This is a genomic window from Ensifer sp. ENS06, from assembly GCF_014852205.1.
In the GTDB taxonomy this organism is placed as follows: Bacteria; Pseudomonadota; Alphaproteobacteria; order Rhizobiales; family Rhizobiaceae; genus Ensifer; species Ensifer adhaerens.
Genome location: NZ_JACVBC010000001.1, coordinates 995,918 through 1,011,929, shown reverse-complemented (window position 1 = coordinate 1,011,929; position 16,012 = coordinate 995,918). Strand labels below are relative to the sequence as shown.

Genomic DNA, 16,012 nt, shown 5'->3' with positions numbered 1-16,012 from the left:
CAGCGTATGTACGCGACCTGGTTGCATCAGTCAATACGGTGACGTATGGAAGGCCATGACGACAAAAAGTACCCTCACGAGCGATGATTGGATCAAGGCCGCCTTCCGCGCACTGACGACCGGCGGCGTGCAGGCGATCCGGGCCGAGGCGATCGCCCGCGACCTGAAGGTGAGCAAGGGCTCCTTCTACTGGCATTTCAAGGATGTGCCGGATCTGAAGGCAAAGATGCTAGCCCATTGGGCGCGCGAAGCGACAGACGCGATCATCGCAGAAATCGAAGCCGTGGAAGTAACGGCGCAGGAGCGATTGCGGTTGCTGGTGCATGCCGCGACCGACGAACGCAGCCTTCCCTATGGCGGCTTGCTGACGGACAGCGCGGTCCGCGAATGGGCGCGCTTCGACGCCATGGCCGCCATGACCATTAAGTCCGTCGACGAACGCCGCCTTGGCTACATTGCCGACCTGCTCGGTCATTGCGGATTTTCGCCAAGTGAGAGCCGCAGCGGCGCCAGCGCGCTCTACGGCGCGCTGATCGGACTTGAGGCGCTCGCTGCAAACGGTCTTGCTGATCTTCGCGGCGATCTGCTCCGGCTGCTCGAGGCGCTGCTCGGCAGCACCTCGCGCTAAACTCAGCCCTTGGCCAGAACGCCGAAGGCGATCAGCGACAAGCCCTGCATTACGAGGTCGACGGCGAGAAACAGGCCGAGGATCCAGAGGCTGTTGACCGGCCAGCCGGCAGCGATGATCAGGCCGGCCACAAGCGTGACCAGACCGCCGAGTGCAACCCAGCCCCAGCCCTGCAGCGGCCTGAGCTTCAGGCCAACCCAGATGCGGAAGCAACCGGCGACGATCAAGGCGATCGCCATGACAAAGGTGAGGAAGGACGAGGCGAGCACGGGATTGATGAAGGCAAAAAGGCCGGCGATCGTATAGCAGGCGCCGCTCAGGCCCCAGTAGAGCACGCTGTCCCAGCCCTTTACCTGAAAGGCGTGGGCGAGATTGAACAGCCCGCCGACCAGCATGATGATCCCGACATAATAGACAGACGCGACCGTCGCCATCAGCAGATTGCCGAAGGCAAGGCCGCCGCACATGATCAACAGCACGCCGAGGGCGACGAACCACCCCCATTTACCGGCAACCGCTGACTTGTCGGCTCGATCGAATGCGTGGGTCATCTCAACCTCCAGTCCTTTGCAACGCGAGATCGCTAACGCGGGGATTGAGCCGGATTTCTGCACAAAAGGAAAGCGAAAACACCGCCGATTTTTATTGATTGATGAGTCAATCAAAAATAGACTGATCATCGTCAAGGGAGAGACGGATGCCGAAGGTCGGGATGGAACCGGTGCGCCGCAAGGCGCTGGTCGACGCAGCGCTGCGCGTGATCGGCGATCAGGGCACGCTTGCCGTCACCATGTCCGAGATCGCCCGCCACGCCGGCGTTTCCCCTGCCCTTGCCCACCACTATTTCGGCAGCAAGGAACAATTGCTGATCGAGACCATCCGCAGCCTTCTACGGCAATTGCGCGACGACACGGTAACGGCGCTCAGCACCGTGGCAGGCCCGCGCGAAAGGCTGAGCGCGCTCATCCGCGTCTCCTTCCAGGCAAGCCAGTTCGCCCCTGATACGATCGCCGCCTGGCTTGCCTTTTACTCGGAAGCGCAGCGCTCGGAAGAGGTGCGGCGGCTGCTCGTGGTCTATGCCCGGCGCCTGCGATCCAATCTGCTGGCGAGCCTCAAGACGCTTTGTGCCGATGATGACGCGGAACGCATTGCCGAAGGCGCAGCTGCGATGATCGACGGGCTCTATATCCGCCAGAGTCTGCGCTCCGCGCCGATCAGCATCGAAGCTTCGATCGCGCTTACCGAAGACTATGTCACCTCGCACATCGATCGGCTCACATACCAGGGAACGGCCGCATGACCGCAAGACCGAACATCCTGATCATCATGGTCGACCAGCTGAACGGAAAGTTCTTTCCCGACGGACCGGCCGCGTTCCTGCATGCGCCGCACCTGAAGGCACTCGCCGCCCGCTCGGCCCGGTTCCGCAACAATTACACCTCGTCGCCGCTCTGCGCCCCTGCCCGCGCCTCGTTCATGGCCGGCCAGTTGCCGAGCCGCACCCGCGTCTACGACAACGCCGCCGAGTATCAGTCCTCGATCCCGACCTATGCACATCACCTGCGCCGCGCCGGCTACTACACGGCGCTGTCGGGCAAAATGCATTTCGTCGGCCCGGACCAGCTGCACGGCTTCGAGGAACGGCTGACGACCGACATCTACCCGGCCGATTTCGGCTGGACGCCGGACTATCGCAAGCCCGGCGAGCGCATCGACTGGTGGTACCACAATCTCGGCTCGGTCACCGGCGCCGGCGTCGCCGAGATCACCAACCAGATGGAATATGACGACGAGGTCGCCTTCCTTGCCAACCAGAAGCTCTACCAGCTGTCGCGCGAAAACGACGACGCGGAGCGCCGCCCCTGGTGCCTGACGGTCTCGTTCACCCACCCGCACGACCCTTACGTGGCGCGAAAGAAGTTCTGGGACCTCTACGAGGATTGCGAGCATCTGTTGCCCGAGGTCGGCATGCTGCCGGACGACCGGCAGGATCCGCATTCCAAGCGCATCATGCATTCCTGCGACTACGTCAATTTTGACCTGACGGAAGACAACATCCGCCGCTCGCGCCGCGCCTATTTCGCCAACATTTCCTATCTTGACGAAAAAGTCGGCGAACTTCTGGATACGTTGACGCGCACCCGCATGCTCGACGACACGCTGATCCTCTTCTGCTCGGATCACGGCGATATGCTTGGCGAGCGCGGACTGTGGTTCAAGATGAACTTCTTTGAGGGTTCTGCCCGCGTGCCGCTGATGGTCGCCGGCCCCGGCGTCGCAGCCGGCCTGCATCTGGCGCCGACCTCCAATCTCGACGTGACGCCGACGCTTGCCGACCTCGCCGGCATTACCATGGACGAGGTCAAGCCCTGGACCGATGGCATCAGCCTGGTGCCCATGATCAACGGCGAGGAGCGCTCAGAGCCGGTGCTGATGGAATATGCGGCGGAAGCCTCCTACGCGCCGCTGGTCGCCATCCGCGAAGGCAAATGGAAATACATCCACTGTGCGCTCGATCCCGACCAGCTCTACGATCTCGAAGCGGATCCGCTGGAACTGACAAACCTCGCTGCCAAGCCCGAAACGCCGGTACAGGCGGCAACCCTGCAGGCGTTCCAGGACATGTGCGCCGCCCATTGGGACATGGAAGGTTTCGATGCGGCCGTGCGTGAAAGCCAGGCCAGGCGCTGGGTGGTCTACGAGGCGCTCCGGAACGGCGCCTATTACCCTTGGGATCACCAGCCGCTGCAGAAGGCATCCGAGCGCTACATGCGCAACCATATGAACCTCGACAATCTCGAGGAATCCAAACGCTATCCGCGGGGAGAATGACATGAAAGCCCAACCGCAAGCCTCGCATTTCATCGACGGCGAATATGTCGAGGACATCGAAGGCACTGTCATCGAGAGCATCTACCCGGCGACCGGCGAAGTGATCGCCCGGCTGCATGCGGCAACGCCGGCGATCGTCGAAAAGGCGATTGCCGCTGCCAAGCGCGCCCAGCCGGAATGGGCGGCTATGAGCCCGACGGCGCGCGGCCGGGTCCTTAAGCGCGCCGCCGAGATCATGCGCGAGCGCAACCGCGAGCTCTCCGAGCTCGAAACGCTCGACACCGGCAAGCCGATCCAGGAGACGATCGTCGCGGATCCGACCTCCGGCGCCGACAGTTTCGAGTTCTTCGGCGGCGTCATCGCCACCGCCCTCAATGGCGACTACATCCCGCTCGGTGGCGACTTCGCCTACACCAAGCGCGTGCCGCTCGGCGTATGCGTCGGCATCGGCGCCTGGAACTATCCGCAGCAGATCGCCTGCTGGAAGGGCGCACCGGCGCTTGCCGCCGGCAACGCCATGGTCTTCAAGCCCTCGGAAAACACGCCGCTCGGCGCCCTGAAGATCGCCGAAATTCTCGTCGAAGCCGGCCTGCCGAAGGGCCTCTACAATGTCATCCAGGGCGATCGCACCACCGGGCCCCTGCTCGTCAACCATCCCGACGTCGCCAAGGTATCGCTGACAGGCTCGGTCCCGACCGGCAAGAAGGTGGCAGGGGCGGCCGCCGCCGAACTCAAGCACGTCACGATGGAACTCGGCGGCAAGTCGCCGCTGATCGTCTTCGACGATGCCGACCTCGAAAGCGCCATCGGCGGCGCCATGCTCGGCAACTTCTATTCGACCGGCCAGGTCTGCTCGAACGGCACCCGCGTCTTCGTGCACAAGGGTATCAAGGAACAGTTCCTGACGCGGCTCAAAGCCCGCACCGAGGCGATCGTCATCGGCGACCCGATGGACGAGGCAACGCAGCTCGGGCCGATGGTCTCGGCGCCACAGCGCGACAAGGTCTTTTCCTATATCGAGAAGGGCAAGGCCGAAGGTGCGCGACTGGTGACCGGTGGCGGCATCCCGAACGCCGTGAACAGTGAAGGCACCTATATCCAGCCGACGGTCTTTGCCGACGTCACCGACGGCATGACGATCGCGCGCGAGGAAATCTTCGGGCCTGTCATGTGCGTGCTCGACTTCGACGACGAGGCCGAGGTGATCGCCCGCGCCAATGCCACCGAATTCGGCCTTTCGGCCGGCGTCTTCACCGCCGACATTACCCGCGCCCACCGCGTCGTCGACCAGCTGGAGGCCGGTACGCTGTGGATCAACACCTACAATCTCTGCCCGGTGGAAATCCCCTTCGGCGGCTCCAAGCAATCCGGCTTCGGCCGCGAGAATTCGGTCGCGGCGCTCAACCATTATAGTGAGCTGAAGACCGTCTATGTCGGCATGGGGCCGGTGCAGGCGCCGTATTGAGATTGTTGATTTGCCGCTCCCCCTAGCCCTCCCCCGCTCGCGGGGAGAGGGGACGAGGCCTGCTCGCCAGACCACACGCGGCAACGCATAAGGACGTCAGAGAGGGAGCAAGACATATCCGCGTTTTCCTTCTCCCCGCCTGCGGGGAGAAGGTGGCGGCAGCCGGATGAGGGGCGGATCCCTCACCGTGCGTATGAGCGGCGCATCCCGTCACTGCGGATGAGAGGCATGCCGAGGGGCAACGATTAAAAGAAAGACGACGCTTATGCAGGCAGATTACATCATCATCGGCTCCGGCTCCGCCGGCTCGGCGCTCGCCTATCGCCTCTCAGAAGACGGCAAGAATACCGTCCTGGTGCTGGAATATGGCGGAACGGATGCGGGGCCGTTCATCCAGATGCCGGCAGCGCTTGCCTGGCCGATGAGCATGAAGCGCTATAACTGGGGCTATCTGTCTGAGCCTGAGCCGAACCTCAACAACCGCCGCATCACCGCGCCGCGCGGCAAGGTGATCGGCGGTTCCTCTTCGATCAACGGTCTCGTCTATGTGCGCGGCCATGCGGAAGACTTCAACCGCTGGGAAGAACTCGGCGCGCGCGGCTGGGCCTATGCGGATGTGCTGCCCTATTTCAAGCGCATGGAAAACAGCCACGGCGGCGAAGCCGGCTGGCGCGGAACCGACGGACCGCTGCACGTTAAACGCGGCCCGGTCCACAATCCGCTGTTCCATGCCTTTATCGAGGCCGGCCAGCAAGCCGGCTTCGAACTCACCGATGACTATAACGGCTCGAAGCAGGAAGGCTTCGGGCTGATGGAGCAGACCGTCTGGCAGGGCCGGCGCTGGTCGGCGGCAAACGCCTATCTGAAGCCGGCGATGAAGCGGCAGAACGTATCGCTCGTGCGTTGCTTCGCCCGTCGGATCATCATCGAGAACGGCCGGGCGACCGGGGTCGAGATCGAGCGTGGCGGCAAGATCGAGGTCGTCAAGGCCAACCGTGAGGTCGTCGTCTCGGCCTCCTCGTTCAATTCGCCGAAGCTCTTGATGCTCTCGGGCATCGGCCCGGCCGAGCACCTGAAGGACATGGGCATCGAGGTGAAGGTTGACCGACCAGGCGTCGGCGCAAACCTGCAGGACCATATGGAGTTCTATTTCCAGCAGATTTCGACCAAGCCCGTGTCGCTCTATTCCTGGCTGCCCTGGTTCTGGCAGGGCGTTGCCGGCGCGCAGTGGCTGTTCTTCAAGAAGGGCCTCGGCATCTCCAACCAGTTCGAGGCCTGCGCCTTCCTGCGCTCGGCCCCCGGCGTCAAGCAGCCAGATATCCAGTACCACTTCCTGCCGGTGGCGATCAGCTACGACGGCAAGGCGGCCGCCAACACCCACGGCTTCCAGGTGCATGTCGGCTACAACCTCTCGAAGTCGCGCGGCAACGTCACGCTGCGCTCCTCCGATCCGATGGCCGACCCCGTCATCCGCTTCAACTATATGAGCCACCCGGAGGACTGGGAGAAGTTCCGCCACTGCGTGCGCCTCACCCGCGAGATCTTCGGCCAGAAAGCCTTCGACCACTATCGCGGTCCGGAGATCCAGCCGGGCGAGAAAGTCCAGTCGGACGAACAGATCGACGCGTTCCTGCGCGAGCATCTGGAAAGCGCCTACCACCCCTGCGGCACCTGCCGGATGGGTGCCAAGGACGACCCGATGGCGGTGGTCGATCCGGAGACCCGCGTCATTGGTGTCGAAGGCCTTCGTGTCGCCGACAGCTCGATCTTCCCACACGTGACCTACGGCAACTTGAACAGCCCGTCGATCATGACCGGCGAGAAGGCGGCCGACCACATTCTCGGCAAGCAGCCCCTCGCCAGATCGAACCAGGAACCGTGGATCAATCCGCGCTGGCAGGTCAGCGACAGATAGTTTGCCGCAAGGCGAACTTTTTTGCCGGCGACCGACAGCCGCATGTCACATTCGCCGGTGTTATCTTGTCTTGCCTTCTCGAGTGCTTGAGATGAAGGAGACGAAGATGACAGCGAAGCCCGATCCGCATGGGACTGCCGCAGCGGTGATGCCATCATGGCCCCTTGTGCGCGCAAGCCATTTCGTGGCCGGCCGCGCCATATCGCAGCGGGGCGCGTGATGGCCGGGATGACCGACGAAGACGTCAGAACGACCTTCGGCGCGGTACGCCCGCGACTGATCCGCATCGCCTATCGCATGCTGGGCTCCGTCAGCGAAGCCGAAGATGTCGTACAGGAAGCATTCCTGCGCTGGCTGAACGCCGACCGTGCGGCCGTCAAAGAACCATCGGCGTTTCTGGGCCGGATCGTGACACGCCTTTGCCTCAACCAGTTGAAGTCGGCACGGCGGCGGCGCGAAACCTACCTCGGGCCATGGCTGCCGGAACCGGTCGTCGAGCAGTGCGACGAACTAGACGACATTACCCTGCCTCTGATGATTGCACTGGAACGCCTGTCGCCGCTGGAACGAGCGGCCTTCCTGCTGCACGACGTCTTCGGTGTCAGCTTCGATGAAATCGGCGAGACGCTCGGCCGCAAGGCAGCAACCTGCCGTCAACTGGCCAGCCGTGCCCGTGTCAATGTCCGCGAGACCCGCCCGCGATTTGCGATGCCACGGGAACAGGGCATGGAAATCGCCGCCGCCTTCTTTGCCGCTTCCCGTGGCGGCGATTTGCACAAGCTTCGTTCGCTGCTTGCGACCGGCGCGATCGTCTATGCGGACGGCGGCGGCAAGACAGTGGCGCCAAGACGGCCGATCGTCGGAATAGACGAGGTGATAATGCTGCACGCCTCGCTGAGGCTGATCTTTGCCCGGGCGATGTCGCGGCTCGTGCGTTACGAATTCATCAATGGGCTGCCTGGTTTTATCACCATCGAAGACGGGGTCCTGCAGACCACCGCGATCGAGATCGAGCGGGATCGGATCACCGCCATCTATGTCACGCGCAATCCGGACAAGCTAAAACACCTCCCGGAAATGCTGACATATCTCGGTGCTCCTGCCGTTCACTGAGCGACAGGTGACCGCGCCCTACGATCGCGCTCCCGCACACAGGCACCAGAGCCGACAGCTCTGCTGATCGCCCCTGCCCACCCAATCTCAACCTGCCACGCGCCGATCGCGCGCGCCTCTACGCGTGCGGCAGGCCCAACGCCAAACCATAGGAGACCAAACCATGAGCAACATATGCATAGCCGTCATCTACCACAGCGGATACGGGCACACGGCACGCCAGGCCCAGGCTGTTAAAGCCGGTATCGAGCGCGTCGACGGCGCACAAGGTCTGCTCCTAGCTGTTGAGGATGCACCGGCACGGTGGAACGATCTCCGCTCGGCCGAGGCGATCATTTTCGGCACGCCGACCTATGTCGGAGGCCAGTCAGCCGCGTTCAAGTCATTTCAGGAAGCGAGTTCCAGTGCCGTGATGGCCAAAGGCTACCTTTGGAAAAACAAGTTTGCTGCCGGTTTCACCAACTCGGGAACCGCCTCGGGCGATAAACTCGCGACGCTGATGCAACTTGCTCTCTTTGCTGCCCAGCATGGCATGCACTGGATCAACCTCGACCTACCACCGGCCAACCACTCGACCAAAGGATCACCTGACGATCTCAACCGGCTTGGCTTCTGGCTGGGCGCCGGCGCTCAGTCCTATGTCGACCAGGGCGCCGATCTGGCGCCGCCACCATCCGATCTTGAGACGGCAAGTCATCTCGGCCAACGCGTGGCCGAGACAACGCTGCAGTTCGTGCGAGGAAGAACGGTCGAACAGGAGCCTGCCCTTCCCGCGTGGAGAACGGCAGGCGAGCGATAGGATCAGCGTCAGAGAAAGCCGATCCAGCGGCCGGCGAGCAGAGCACCCAGCCATGTGACCAAGGAGGCAAGCGCCTGCGCACGCAGGCGCAACGCAACGGCTCCACCTGCGCGCGCGACCGACCAGGCCGTACCCACGCGGACCGACAGTGCATTGAGCGTTCCGATTGCCAGTAGTGCGAGCTTGGTCAGAAACGCCGGATTGGCGAGATAGGCCGAAGGCCTGACGCTGAAGAGGCAAAAGCCGGTGACGATCGCCATCGCCAGGCCGATCGCAGCCGCTTGCGCCAGAAAGGGTCCAAGCACCGCGACGGGCGCATCACGGACAAGCCCGAGCAGCCTCAGATCAAGCGGTACGATCGCGCCGATGAGCAGGCCGATCGCGAGAATATGAGCCGCGTTGACCACGAGATAGAGGATCGCCGAGCGTCTGAGCGCCGCGCCCACCGGCCAGCCGGCGATCCACTCGACGAGTTCCGCGCCGCTCATCCACCGGCCCGGATGCGTTCCGGATAGATGTCATAGGTCTTGCCGGCGACCGTGATGCGCACCGCCTTCATGCGCTTTTCGTTCGGGTCGAGCGAACGGTTGCCGAGAACGATGATCTCGTCACCGGCCTTGGCTGAGCCCTCGACAAAGCCTGAGCGCTCCGTCTGGCGGGGATTGCCGAGTTCGACGTGCCACATGCCATCCGCGGACGCCTCCACCTGTAAGGTCGGGTGCGGCGGCGCCATCGAGATCTCGCGGATGATGCCCTTGAGCTCGATCTGGTCGGCCTCGGCCCAGGACCATCCGTGATGGGCATAGGCGCCGGTAACCAGAAGCCCCGTCAGGATGATTGCGACAACGCCACGGCGTGAAACGGCATTCAACATGTCCCTGCTCCTTCGCCTGTTTCGGAGAGGTGGCAGCTTGAACCCGAAGAGCAGATTGCGAAAGGACGCGGTCTTCAACACTTCTTGAGCATCGCACCCGCACACCGCCTGTGGTTGCGATTATCTTGGGTTGCGCGAACCTTAAGCAACAGCTTAGAATTTAGCCATTCTTAATCTCCGGTTGTTATGTCTAGATGAGACGGAGTGAACGCTGGGCGAATGTGCCATGACGGCAGTTTCGCCGCGTGAGATCGCGTGCTCCATCCCATCATCGACATCACTCCCCTGCCAAGGCGAGCTTGCTTACCGATGCCTTTGCGGCCTGTCCGCGGCGATCGGCCGAGGATGATTTGCCTTGCGGGCAACCGAGGAGCGTTATTCATGACAATCAAAGCACGCCTGCTCGTGTGCTTGTCCCTGCTCGCCGTCGCCATGCTGGTCATGATCGTCACGGCGTTCAGTGCGATGACTTCCATCTCCAAACGCACCGAATCGATCGTCGCCGACCGGCTTCTGCCGGTCGATCACTTGAAGACGGTGTCCGACACGTATGCGGTCGAAATCGTCGACACGAGCCATAAGGTTCGCAGCGGCGCTCTGGACTGGGCTGCCGGCGCGAAAGCGATCGACACGGCGCTTTCGACCATCGATACGCGCTGGCGCACCTATGAGGCCACGTGGCTTACGCCCGAGGAGAAGACGCTTACCGAGATTTTCGACAAGGCGCGCGTCGCAAGTGATGCGTCGATCCGCGATCTCGTGCAGATCATGCAGCGTCGGGACAAGGCCGAACTCGAACGTTTCATCGATACCAGGCTCTACTCATCCGTCGACCCCCTCGCCGCGCCGATCAGCGACCTGATCAAGCTGCAGCTTTCCGAAGCCAACAGCGAGCTCGAAGCGGCGAATGCCGAGAAGGACAACCTGACACTCTGGCAAAGCGTGATTGCAGGCTTCGCCCTGCTCATGCTTGGCGCGACCGTCTGGTTCGTCATTGCCGGCCTGCTGCGCCCGCTGACAAGCCTGCGCGAAGCCATGCGCCAGCTTGCCGCCGGCAATCTCAAGGCATTGATCTTCGGCGAAGGTCGCCGCGACGAAATCGGCCAGATGGCCGGCGCTGTCGCCGTCTTCCGAGACAATGCGCTGGAACGCGAGCGGCTGGAGCAAGAGGCCGAAGCCGGTCGTTCGCTGTCGGAACGCGAGCGCGAACAGCGCGAAGCGCAGAAGGCGAAAGAGGCGGCCGAGGTCCAGGCGGCAGTCAGCGCGCTCGGCTTTGGTCTCGATCGCCTTGCCGAAGGTGATCTGACCTTCCGCATCGACACGCCGCTTGCCGAACGGCTCGACGCGCTGCGAACCAACTTCAACAGCTCGGTCACCAACCTCGAAGAGGCACTGCGCTCGGTCGGGGAGAACGCTCGCAGCATCAATGCCGGCGCCAGCGAAATCCGCTCCGCCGCCGGCGACCTCTCCAAGCGCACGGAACAACAGGCCGCCTCGGTCGAGGAAACAGCAGCGGCACTCGACCAGATCGCCACCACCGTCGCCGATGCCAGCCGGCGCGCGGAAGAGGCGGGCACGCTCGTCACCCGCACCCGAGGTGCTGCGGAGAAATCCGGCGAAATCGTCGGCAATGCCGTCACCGCCATGAGCGGCATCGAAGCGTCGTCGCGGGAGATCTCCAGCATCATCGGCGTGATCGACGACATCGCCTTCCAGACGAACCTGCTGGCGCTCAACGCCGGCGTCGAGGCGGCCCGCGCCGGTGAGGCGGGCAAGGGTTTTGCCGTCGTCGCCCAGGAAGTGCGCGAGCTTGCCCAGCGCTCGGCGCAAGCCGCCAAGGAGATCAAGGTGCTGATCGCCACATCCGGCCAGCAGGTCAAATCCGGCGTCACCCTGGTGCGAGAGACCGGCGCGGCACTCGAAAGCATCATCGTCGAGGTCAAGGAGATCAGCAACCACGTGACGGCGATCGTCGAAAGCGCCCGCGAACAGGCAGCCGGCATCCAGCAGATCAATACGGCGGTGAATGCCATCGACCAGGGCACGCAGCAGAATGCGGCGATGGTGGAGCAATCGACCGCCGCCAGCCACAGCCTTGCCCGCGAGGCCGGCGCGCTCAACGACCTCCTGATGCGCTTCAGGACCGGCATCGGCTCTTCGGCAGGACCACGCCTCGTGGCAAGTGGTGCCACGGAAAGTGCAGCCCCCTCGCCCGCACGTGCGTTGACCCGCAAGCTCGCCGGCGCTTATCGCGGCGGCGCGCGACCACAGGAGGACGGCTGGGCGGAGTTCTGACGATCAGGCTTCGGCCGCAAAACAAGGAGACGCGAGCCGCAGAGTTCGCGTCTCTAGCTTTTGCCACATACAGTATTAAATCTAGTAAATTACTAGTCTATATTCGGTTTTTCGCTGCTTTTCGATCTGAGAGGCAGATTTGCTCCAAACAAACAGCATTAGAAACCGCTATTTCTGTCCATTGTCCTGTTCGGCTGCGATATTCCGCCCAAGTTGGAACAGGACGCAGCCATGACCACGTCATCCCTCGAAACCACCGCCAAGGCACTGAACGAGAGGCTCGAAAGCCTGGATCTCGCCGGGCGGCTGGCGCTCGTTGCAAGCCTTGAAGGGCGGGCAGTCTTCACGACCTCGCTCGGCATCGAGGATCAGGTGATTACCGCCGCGATCGGCAAGAACAAGCTTGCCGTCGATGTCGTCACGCTTCAGACCGGTCGTCTCTTCGATGAGACCGCGGCGCTGATCGACAAGACAGAAGAAGCCTACGACATCCTGATCAAGCGCTACCATCCGGAAAAGGCCGACATCGACGCCTATGCGGCGCGCTACGGTCTCAACGGTTTCTATGAAAGCGTCGAAGCGCGACATGCCTGTTGCGACGTGCGCAAGCTGAAGCCGCTTGCGCGCGCACTCGAAGGAGCAAGCTTCTGGGTTACCGGGCTGCGCCGCGGCCAGTCGGGCAACCGTGCCTCCACGCCCTTTGCCGAGGCAGATGCCGAACGCGGCCTGATCAAGATCAATCCGCTGGCCGACTGGGACATCGAGACCATCAACAGCTACGTCGACACGCACGCCGTTCCGGTCAACCCGCTGCACGCCCGCGGCTATCCGTCGATCGGCTGTGAGCCCTGCACCCGCGCCATCAAGCCCGGCGAGCCCGAGCGCGCCGGCCGCTGGTGGTGGGAGAACGACGAGAAGCGCGAATGTGGTCTGCATGTTCCCGAGGCCGCCGCAAGCTCCATCATCCCCAATTCGAGCAGCGCCGCCTGAGGCTGGTGCGCTCATCCGAAGACAAATCCTCCCGGAGACTGAAATGCCCCACATCCATCCGGAAACGGAACTGCATAATCCGCAGAGTGCCAAGCCGCCGCTCGATCCGCATCTGAAGGCGCTGGAAAACGAAGCGATCCACATCTTCCGCGAAGTGGCCGCCGAGTTCGAGCGCCCGGTCATGCTTTATTCGATCGGCAAGGATTCCTCGGTTCTCTTGCATCTGGCACGCAAGGCCTTCTATCCCGGCCGCGTTCCGTTCCCGCTGCTGCACGTCAACACCGGCTGGAAATTCGCCGAGATGATCGCGTTCCGCAACGAGATCGTCGAGCGCTACGACCTTGACCTGATCGAGCACGTCAATCCGCGCGGTGCCGCCGAGAACGTCACGCCGTTCACCCACGGCTCGGCGCTCTATACGGACATCATGAAGACCGAGGCGCTGCGCCAGGCGCTCGACGCCGGCCAGTTCGATGCTGCCTTCGGCGGCGCGCGTCGCGACGAAGAGGCGAGCCGCGCCAAGGAGCGCATCTACTCCTTCCGCACGCCCGACCACCGCTGGGACCCGCGCAACCAGCGTCCGGAACTCTGGAACGTCTACAACGGCATGATCCGCAAGGGCGAGAGCGTGCGCGCCTTCCCGCTGTCCAACTGGACCGAGGTCGATATCTGGCGCTACATCCAGGCCGAAGACATTCCGATCGTGCCGCTCTACTTTGCTGAAAAGCGCCCGATCGTCGAACGCGACGGCATGATGATCCTTGCCGAAGACCCGCGCCTCGAACTTTTGCTTGGCGAGACCAAGCGCGAAGAAGTCATCCGCTTCCGCACGCTCGGCTGCTTCCCGCTGACCGGCGCCATCCGTTCGACCGCGACGACGCTCGACGACATCATCTCCGAACTCGAAACCGCGACCGTTTCCGAACGCCAGGGCCGCGCCATCGACCGTGACCAATCCGGCTCGATGGAAAAGAAGAAGCGCGAAGGATATTTCTGATGACCGCACCCGCAACCGCGAATGCCGTCGAGCACGTTGCAGCTGGCGAAGTTCTCGCTTTCCCGGCGCAGGAGCCGGCGCGCGCCACCCGTGACAGCCGTCCCCTTCGGCTCATCACCTGCGGCTCGGTCGACGACGGCAAGTCGACACTGATCGGCCGCCTGCTCTGGGACACCAAGGCGGTCAAGGAAGACCAGGCAGCGACGCTTCAGCGCGATTCCAAAGGCAAGCAGAACGATCTTGGCCTTCCCGATTTCGCGCTGCTGCTCGACGGGCTGCAGGCCGAGCGCGAACAGGGCATCACCATTGATGTCGCCTATCGCTACTTCTCGACCGACAAGCGCTCGTTCATCGTCGCCGACACGCCCGGTCATGAGCAATATACCCGCAACATGGCGACCGGCGCCTCGACCGCCGATCTCGCCGTGCTGCTCGTCGACGCACGCGTCGGACTGCTCGAACAGACCCGCCGGCATGCGACGATCGCGACGCTGATGGGCATCAAGCAATTCGTGCTGGCGGTCAACAAGATCGACCTCACCGACTACGACCGCGCCCGTTTCGAAGAGATCAGCCACGAGTTCCGCGAGCTGGCGCTGTCGCTTGGCGTGCGCCAGGTCATCGCCATCCCGGTCTCGGCGCTAAAGGGCGAGAACGTCGTCTATGACGGCCGCGCCTCGATGCCCTGGTATGACGGCCCGACGCTGATCGAGGTACTGGAGCTGGCAACCACTCGTTCGGCCCAGACCGTTGGTTTCCGCCTGCCGGTGCAGCGCGTCTCGCGGCCCGGCGAAAGCTTCCGCGGCTATCAGGGCACGGTTGCCGGCGGCTCGGTGAAGCCCGGCGACAGTGTTGTCATCCTGCCCTCGGGCATGGTTGCCAACGTCACCAAGATCGTCACCTTCGATCTCGTGCGCAACGCAGCGGTCGCCGGCGACGCGATCACGCTCGTGCTCGACCGCCAGGTGGACGTCTCGCGCGGCGACATGATCGTCGCGATCGACAGCCAGCCGCTGACTGGTCTTTCCTTCGACGCCCAGCTCGTCGCGCTGCAGGCCGAAGGCATCCAGCCCGGCAAGCGCTACTGGCTGAAGAGTGGCAGCCGACGCCAGCGCGTCCAGGTGCAGCCGGCAAGCCAGCTTGACCTCCAGACCGGTAAGTGGAACCAGGCCGATCAGCTGCCGATGAACGCCATCGGCAAGGTGCATCTTGCCTTCGACGAGCAGGCGATCTTCGACACCTACGAGCAGAACCGCACCACCGGCGCGTTCATCCTGATCGATCCGGACACCAACAACACGGTGGCGGGCGGCATGATCACCGCCAAGCGCTCGGCGCTCGGCGGCATCCACACGGAAGACGCCCGCGTCATCCTCTCGCTGCCGGCCGACCTTGCCGACCAGCTGATGGCGACCGAACTTTTCGCCGGTCGCCGCGAGGAAGCCGAAGTCCGCCGCGTCTCCGCCGGCAGGGCCGTGGAGATCATCGACGACATCGACGGGTGAGCGACATCACACGCAGCAAAAAGGGGCCGGAGCGGCCCCTTTTTATTTTGCATGGACGGCTGAGAACCAGTGGTGATCGCCGTGGACGCATTTCGACAGCTTGCCGGAGGCGCAACTCCGCAGGCATCCATCAAAGCTGCTGCTCGATCGCAGGAAGAGTGATCGTCAGCGGCGCAGGATCGGCGTGCTGCCAAAGCTGGTAGCCGACGACGCTGCCAAGAATAGCGGACCAAATGGCGATCTCGCGAAAGGTAAAAATTGGTTCCTTCAACATCTGAGCCTCTCGGGCAAAAACAAGTGTTGATGGAAATATCGCCCCGATTGTTCACACTGATAAGACACCAATCTGCGAACACGTCGTTTCCATGTGAACAATAAACGGCCTGCGTCAGCGCCGCGATCGCCGAGGTCAAGGTTCCGTTGCGGCGTTATCGAGCCGGAGAGGCGTTGCGTCAAAATGAAACAACGCTGGTAATCGCTTCACCATGGCGCAAGCCTCGCGCGATCACGACTATCAATCCAACGCCGCATTCGTAACTTGGCGCGTCGATCATGAGGATCGATAGGGCTGTTTCACCGTTTCCGAACGCCGTGGGACA

The 16,012-nt window shown here is 62.9% G+C and carries 15 protein-coding genes; 11 read left to right on the top strand and 4 right to left on the bottom strand.

From position 1 onward, the window contains the following. The first annotated feature begins 55 nt into the window (after positions 1 to 55). Positions 56 to 628, top strand: a complete 573-nt coding sequence (locus tag IB279_RS04965) for a TetR/AcrR family transcriptional regulator (protein WP_113187070.1) — start codon at positions 56 to 58, stop codon at positions 626 to 628. A 2-nt stretch (positions 629 to 630) separates the two neighbouring features. On the opposite strand, the gene IB279_RS04960 is transcribed toward IB279_RS04965, so the two are convergent. Beyond that, a complete protein-coding gene (locus tag IB279_RS04960; RefSeq protein WP_113187069.1) occupies positions 631 to 1,179 on the bottom strand; it encodes an HdeD family acid-resistance protein in 549 nt (182 codons plus the stop codon). Positions 1,180 to 1,325: 146 nt separating this feature from the next. Here IB279_RS04960 and betI point away from each other — a divergent pair, with 146 nt between their 5' ends. From betI to IB279_RS04930, 6 genes are all read left to right on the top strand, one after another. Continuing rightward, positions 1,326 to 1,928 carry a transcriptional regulator BetI gene (gene betI, locus IB279_RS04955; protein ID WP_113187068.1) on the top strand — a complete coding sequence of 201 codons (603 nt, stop codon included), beginning with the start codon at positions 1,326 to 1,328 and terminating at the stop codon, positions 1,926 to 1,928. Beyond that, a complete protein-coding gene (gene betC / locus IB279_RS04950) occupies positions 1,925 to 3,460 on the top strand; it encodes a choline-sulfatase (RefSeq protein WP_060516270.1) in 1,536 nt (511 codons plus the stop codon). The genes betI and betC overlap by 4 nt, the downstream gene beginning before the upstream one ends. A gap of 1 nt (position 3,461) precedes the next feature. After that, entirely contained in the window at positions 3,462 to 4,925 is a 1,464-nt protein-coding gene (gene betB / locus IB279_RS04945; RefSeq protein ID WP_060584210.1) for a betaine-aldehyde dehydrogenase, read from the top strand. Between the two features lie 265 nt (positions 4,926 to 5,190). Further along, on the top strand, positions 5,191 to 6,840 hold the full coding sequence (gene betA, locus IB279_RS04940) for a choline dehydrogenase (RefSeq protein WP_060603925.1): 1,650 nt from the start codon (positions 5,191 to 5,193) through the stop codon (positions 6,838 to 6,840). Positions 6,841 to 7,059: 219 nt separating this feature from the next. Continuing rightward, positions 7,060 to 7,953 carry a sigma-70 family RNA polymerase sigma factor gene (locus tag IB279_RS04935; RefSeq protein ID WP_113187067.1) on the top strand — a complete coding sequence of 298 codons (894 nt, stop codon included), beginning with the start codon at positions 7,060 to 7,062 and terminating at the stop codon, positions 7,951 to 7,953. Between the two features lie 163 nt (positions 7,954 to 8,116). Then, a complete protein-coding gene (locus IB279_RS04930) occupies positions 8,117 to 8,752 on the top strand; it encodes a flavodoxin family protein (RefSeq protein WP_113187066.1) in 636 nt (211 codons plus the stop codon). 8 nt (positions 8,753 to 8,760) lie between these two features. On the opposite strand, the gene IB279_RS04925 is transcribed toward IB279_RS04930, so the two are convergent. Then, positions 8,761 to 9,240 (bottom strand): DUF6644 family protein, encoded by a 480-nt coding sequence (locus tag IB279_RS04925; RefSeq protein WP_113187065.1) that lies wholly within the window; start codon positions 9,238 to 9,240, stop codon positions 8,761 to 8,763. After that, a complete protein-coding gene (locus IB279_RS04920) occupies positions 9,237 to 9,626 on the bottom strand; it encodes a DUF6152 family protein (protein ID WP_113187064.1) in 390 nt (129 codons plus the stop codon). Before IB279_RS04920 ends, IB279_RS04925 begins: the two co-directional genes overlap by 4 nt. Before the next feature lie 381 nt (positions 9,627 to 10,007). Between IB279_RS04920 and IB279_RS04915 the strand changes: the two genes are divergently transcribed. From IB279_RS04915 to cysN, 4 genes are all read left to right on the top strand, one after another. After that, positions 10,008 to 11,921 (top strand): methyl-accepting chemotaxis protein, encoded by a 1,914-nt coding sequence (locus IB279_RS04915; protein WP_113187063.1) that lies wholly within the window; start codon positions 10,008 to 10,010, stop codon positions 11,919 to 11,921. Positions 11,922 to 12,152: 231 nt separating this feature from the next. Then, positions 12,153 to 12,911, top strand: a complete 759-nt coding sequence (locus tag IB279_RS04910; protein ID WP_113187090.1) for a phosphoadenylyl-sulfate reductase — start codon at positions 12,153 to 12,155, stop codon at positions 12,909 to 12,911. 43 nt (positions 12,912 to 12,954) lie between these two features. Then, on the top strand, positions 12,955 to 13,908 hold the full coding sequence (gene cysD / locus IB279_RS04905) for a sulfate adenylyltransferase subunit CysD (protein WP_192339109.1): 954 nt from the start codon (positions 12,955 to 12,957) through the stop codon (positions 13,906 to 13,908). Next, the gene (cysN, locus tag IB279_RS04900) at positions 13,908 to 15,413 is read left to right on the top strand and encodes a sulfate adenylyltransferase subunit CysN (protein WP_034789186.1); all 1,506 of its coding nucleotides are present in this window, start codon (positions 13,908 to 13,910) and stop codon (positions 15,411 to 15,413) included. The genes cysD and cysN overlap by 1 nt, the downstream gene beginning before the upstream one ends. A 130-nt stretch (positions 15,414 to 15,543) precedes the next feature. Here cysN and IB279_RS04895 read toward each other — a convergent pair whose 3' ends face one another. Further along, positions 15,544 to 15,687, bottom strand: coding sequence for a hypothetical protein (locus tag IB279_RS04895; protein ID WP_089045238.1), 144 nt, complete (start codon positions 15,685 to 15,687; stop codon positions 15,544 to 15,546). Between the last annotated feature and the right edge of the window lie 325 nt (positions 15,688 to 16,012).

Coding starts and splice junctions, on each gene's coding strand:
- IB279_RS04895 (WP_089045238.1), bottom strand. CDS start 15,687: ATGTTGAAGGAACCAATTTTTACCTTTCGCGAGATCGCCATTTGGTCC.
- cysD (WP_192339109.1), top strand. CDS start 12,955: ATGCCCCACATCCATCCGGAAACGGAACTGCATAATCCGCAGAGTGCC.
- IB279_RS04965 (WP_113187070.1), top strand. CDS start 56: ATGACGACAAAAAGTACCCTCACGAGCGATGATTGGATCAAGGCCGCC.
- IB279_RS04925 (WP_113187065.1), bottom strand. CDS start 9,240: ATGAGCGGCGCGGAACTCGTCGAGTGGATCGCCGGCTGGCCGGTGGGC.
- betI (WP_113187068.1), top strand. CDS start 1,326: ATGCCGAAGGTCGGGATGGAACCGGTGCGCCGCAAGGCGCTGGTCGAC.
- betA (WP_060603925.1), top strand. CDS start 5,191: ATGCAGGCAGATTACATCATCATCGGCTCCGGCTCCGCCGGCTCGGCG.
- IB279_RS04920 (WP_113187064.1), bottom strand. CDS start 9,626: ATGTTGAATGCCGTTTCACGCCGTGGCGTTGTCGCAATCATCCTGACG.
- IB279_RS04935 (WP_113187067.1), top strand. CDS start 7,060: ATGGCCGGGATGACCGACGAAGACGTCAGAACGACCTTCGGCGCGGTA.
- IB279_RS04915 (WP_113187063.1), top strand. CDS start 10,008: ATGACAATCAAAGCACGCCTGCTCGTGTGCTTGTCCCTGCTCGCCGTC.
- IB279_RS04930 (WP_113187066.1), top strand. CDS start 8,117: ATGAGCAACATATGCATAGCCGTCATCTACCACAGCGGATACGGGCAC.
- IB279_RS04960 (WP_113187069.1), bottom strand. CDS start 1,179: ATGACCCACGCATTCGATCGAGCCGACAAGTCAGCGGTTGCCGGTAAA.
- betC (WP_060516270.1), top strand. CDS start 1,925: ATGACCGCAAGACCGAACATCCTGATCATCATGGTCGACCAGCTGAAC.
- IB279_RS04910 (WP_113187090.1), top strand. CDS start 12,153: ATGACCACGTCATCCCTCGAAACCACCGCCAAGGCACTGAACGAGAGG.
- cysN (WP_034789186.1), top strand. CDS start 13,908: ATGACCGCACCCGCAACCGCGAATGCCGTCGAGCACGTTGCAGCTGGC.
- betB (WP_060584210.1), top strand. CDS start 3,462: ATGAAAGCCCAACCGCAAGCCTCGCATTTCATCGACGGCGAATATGTC.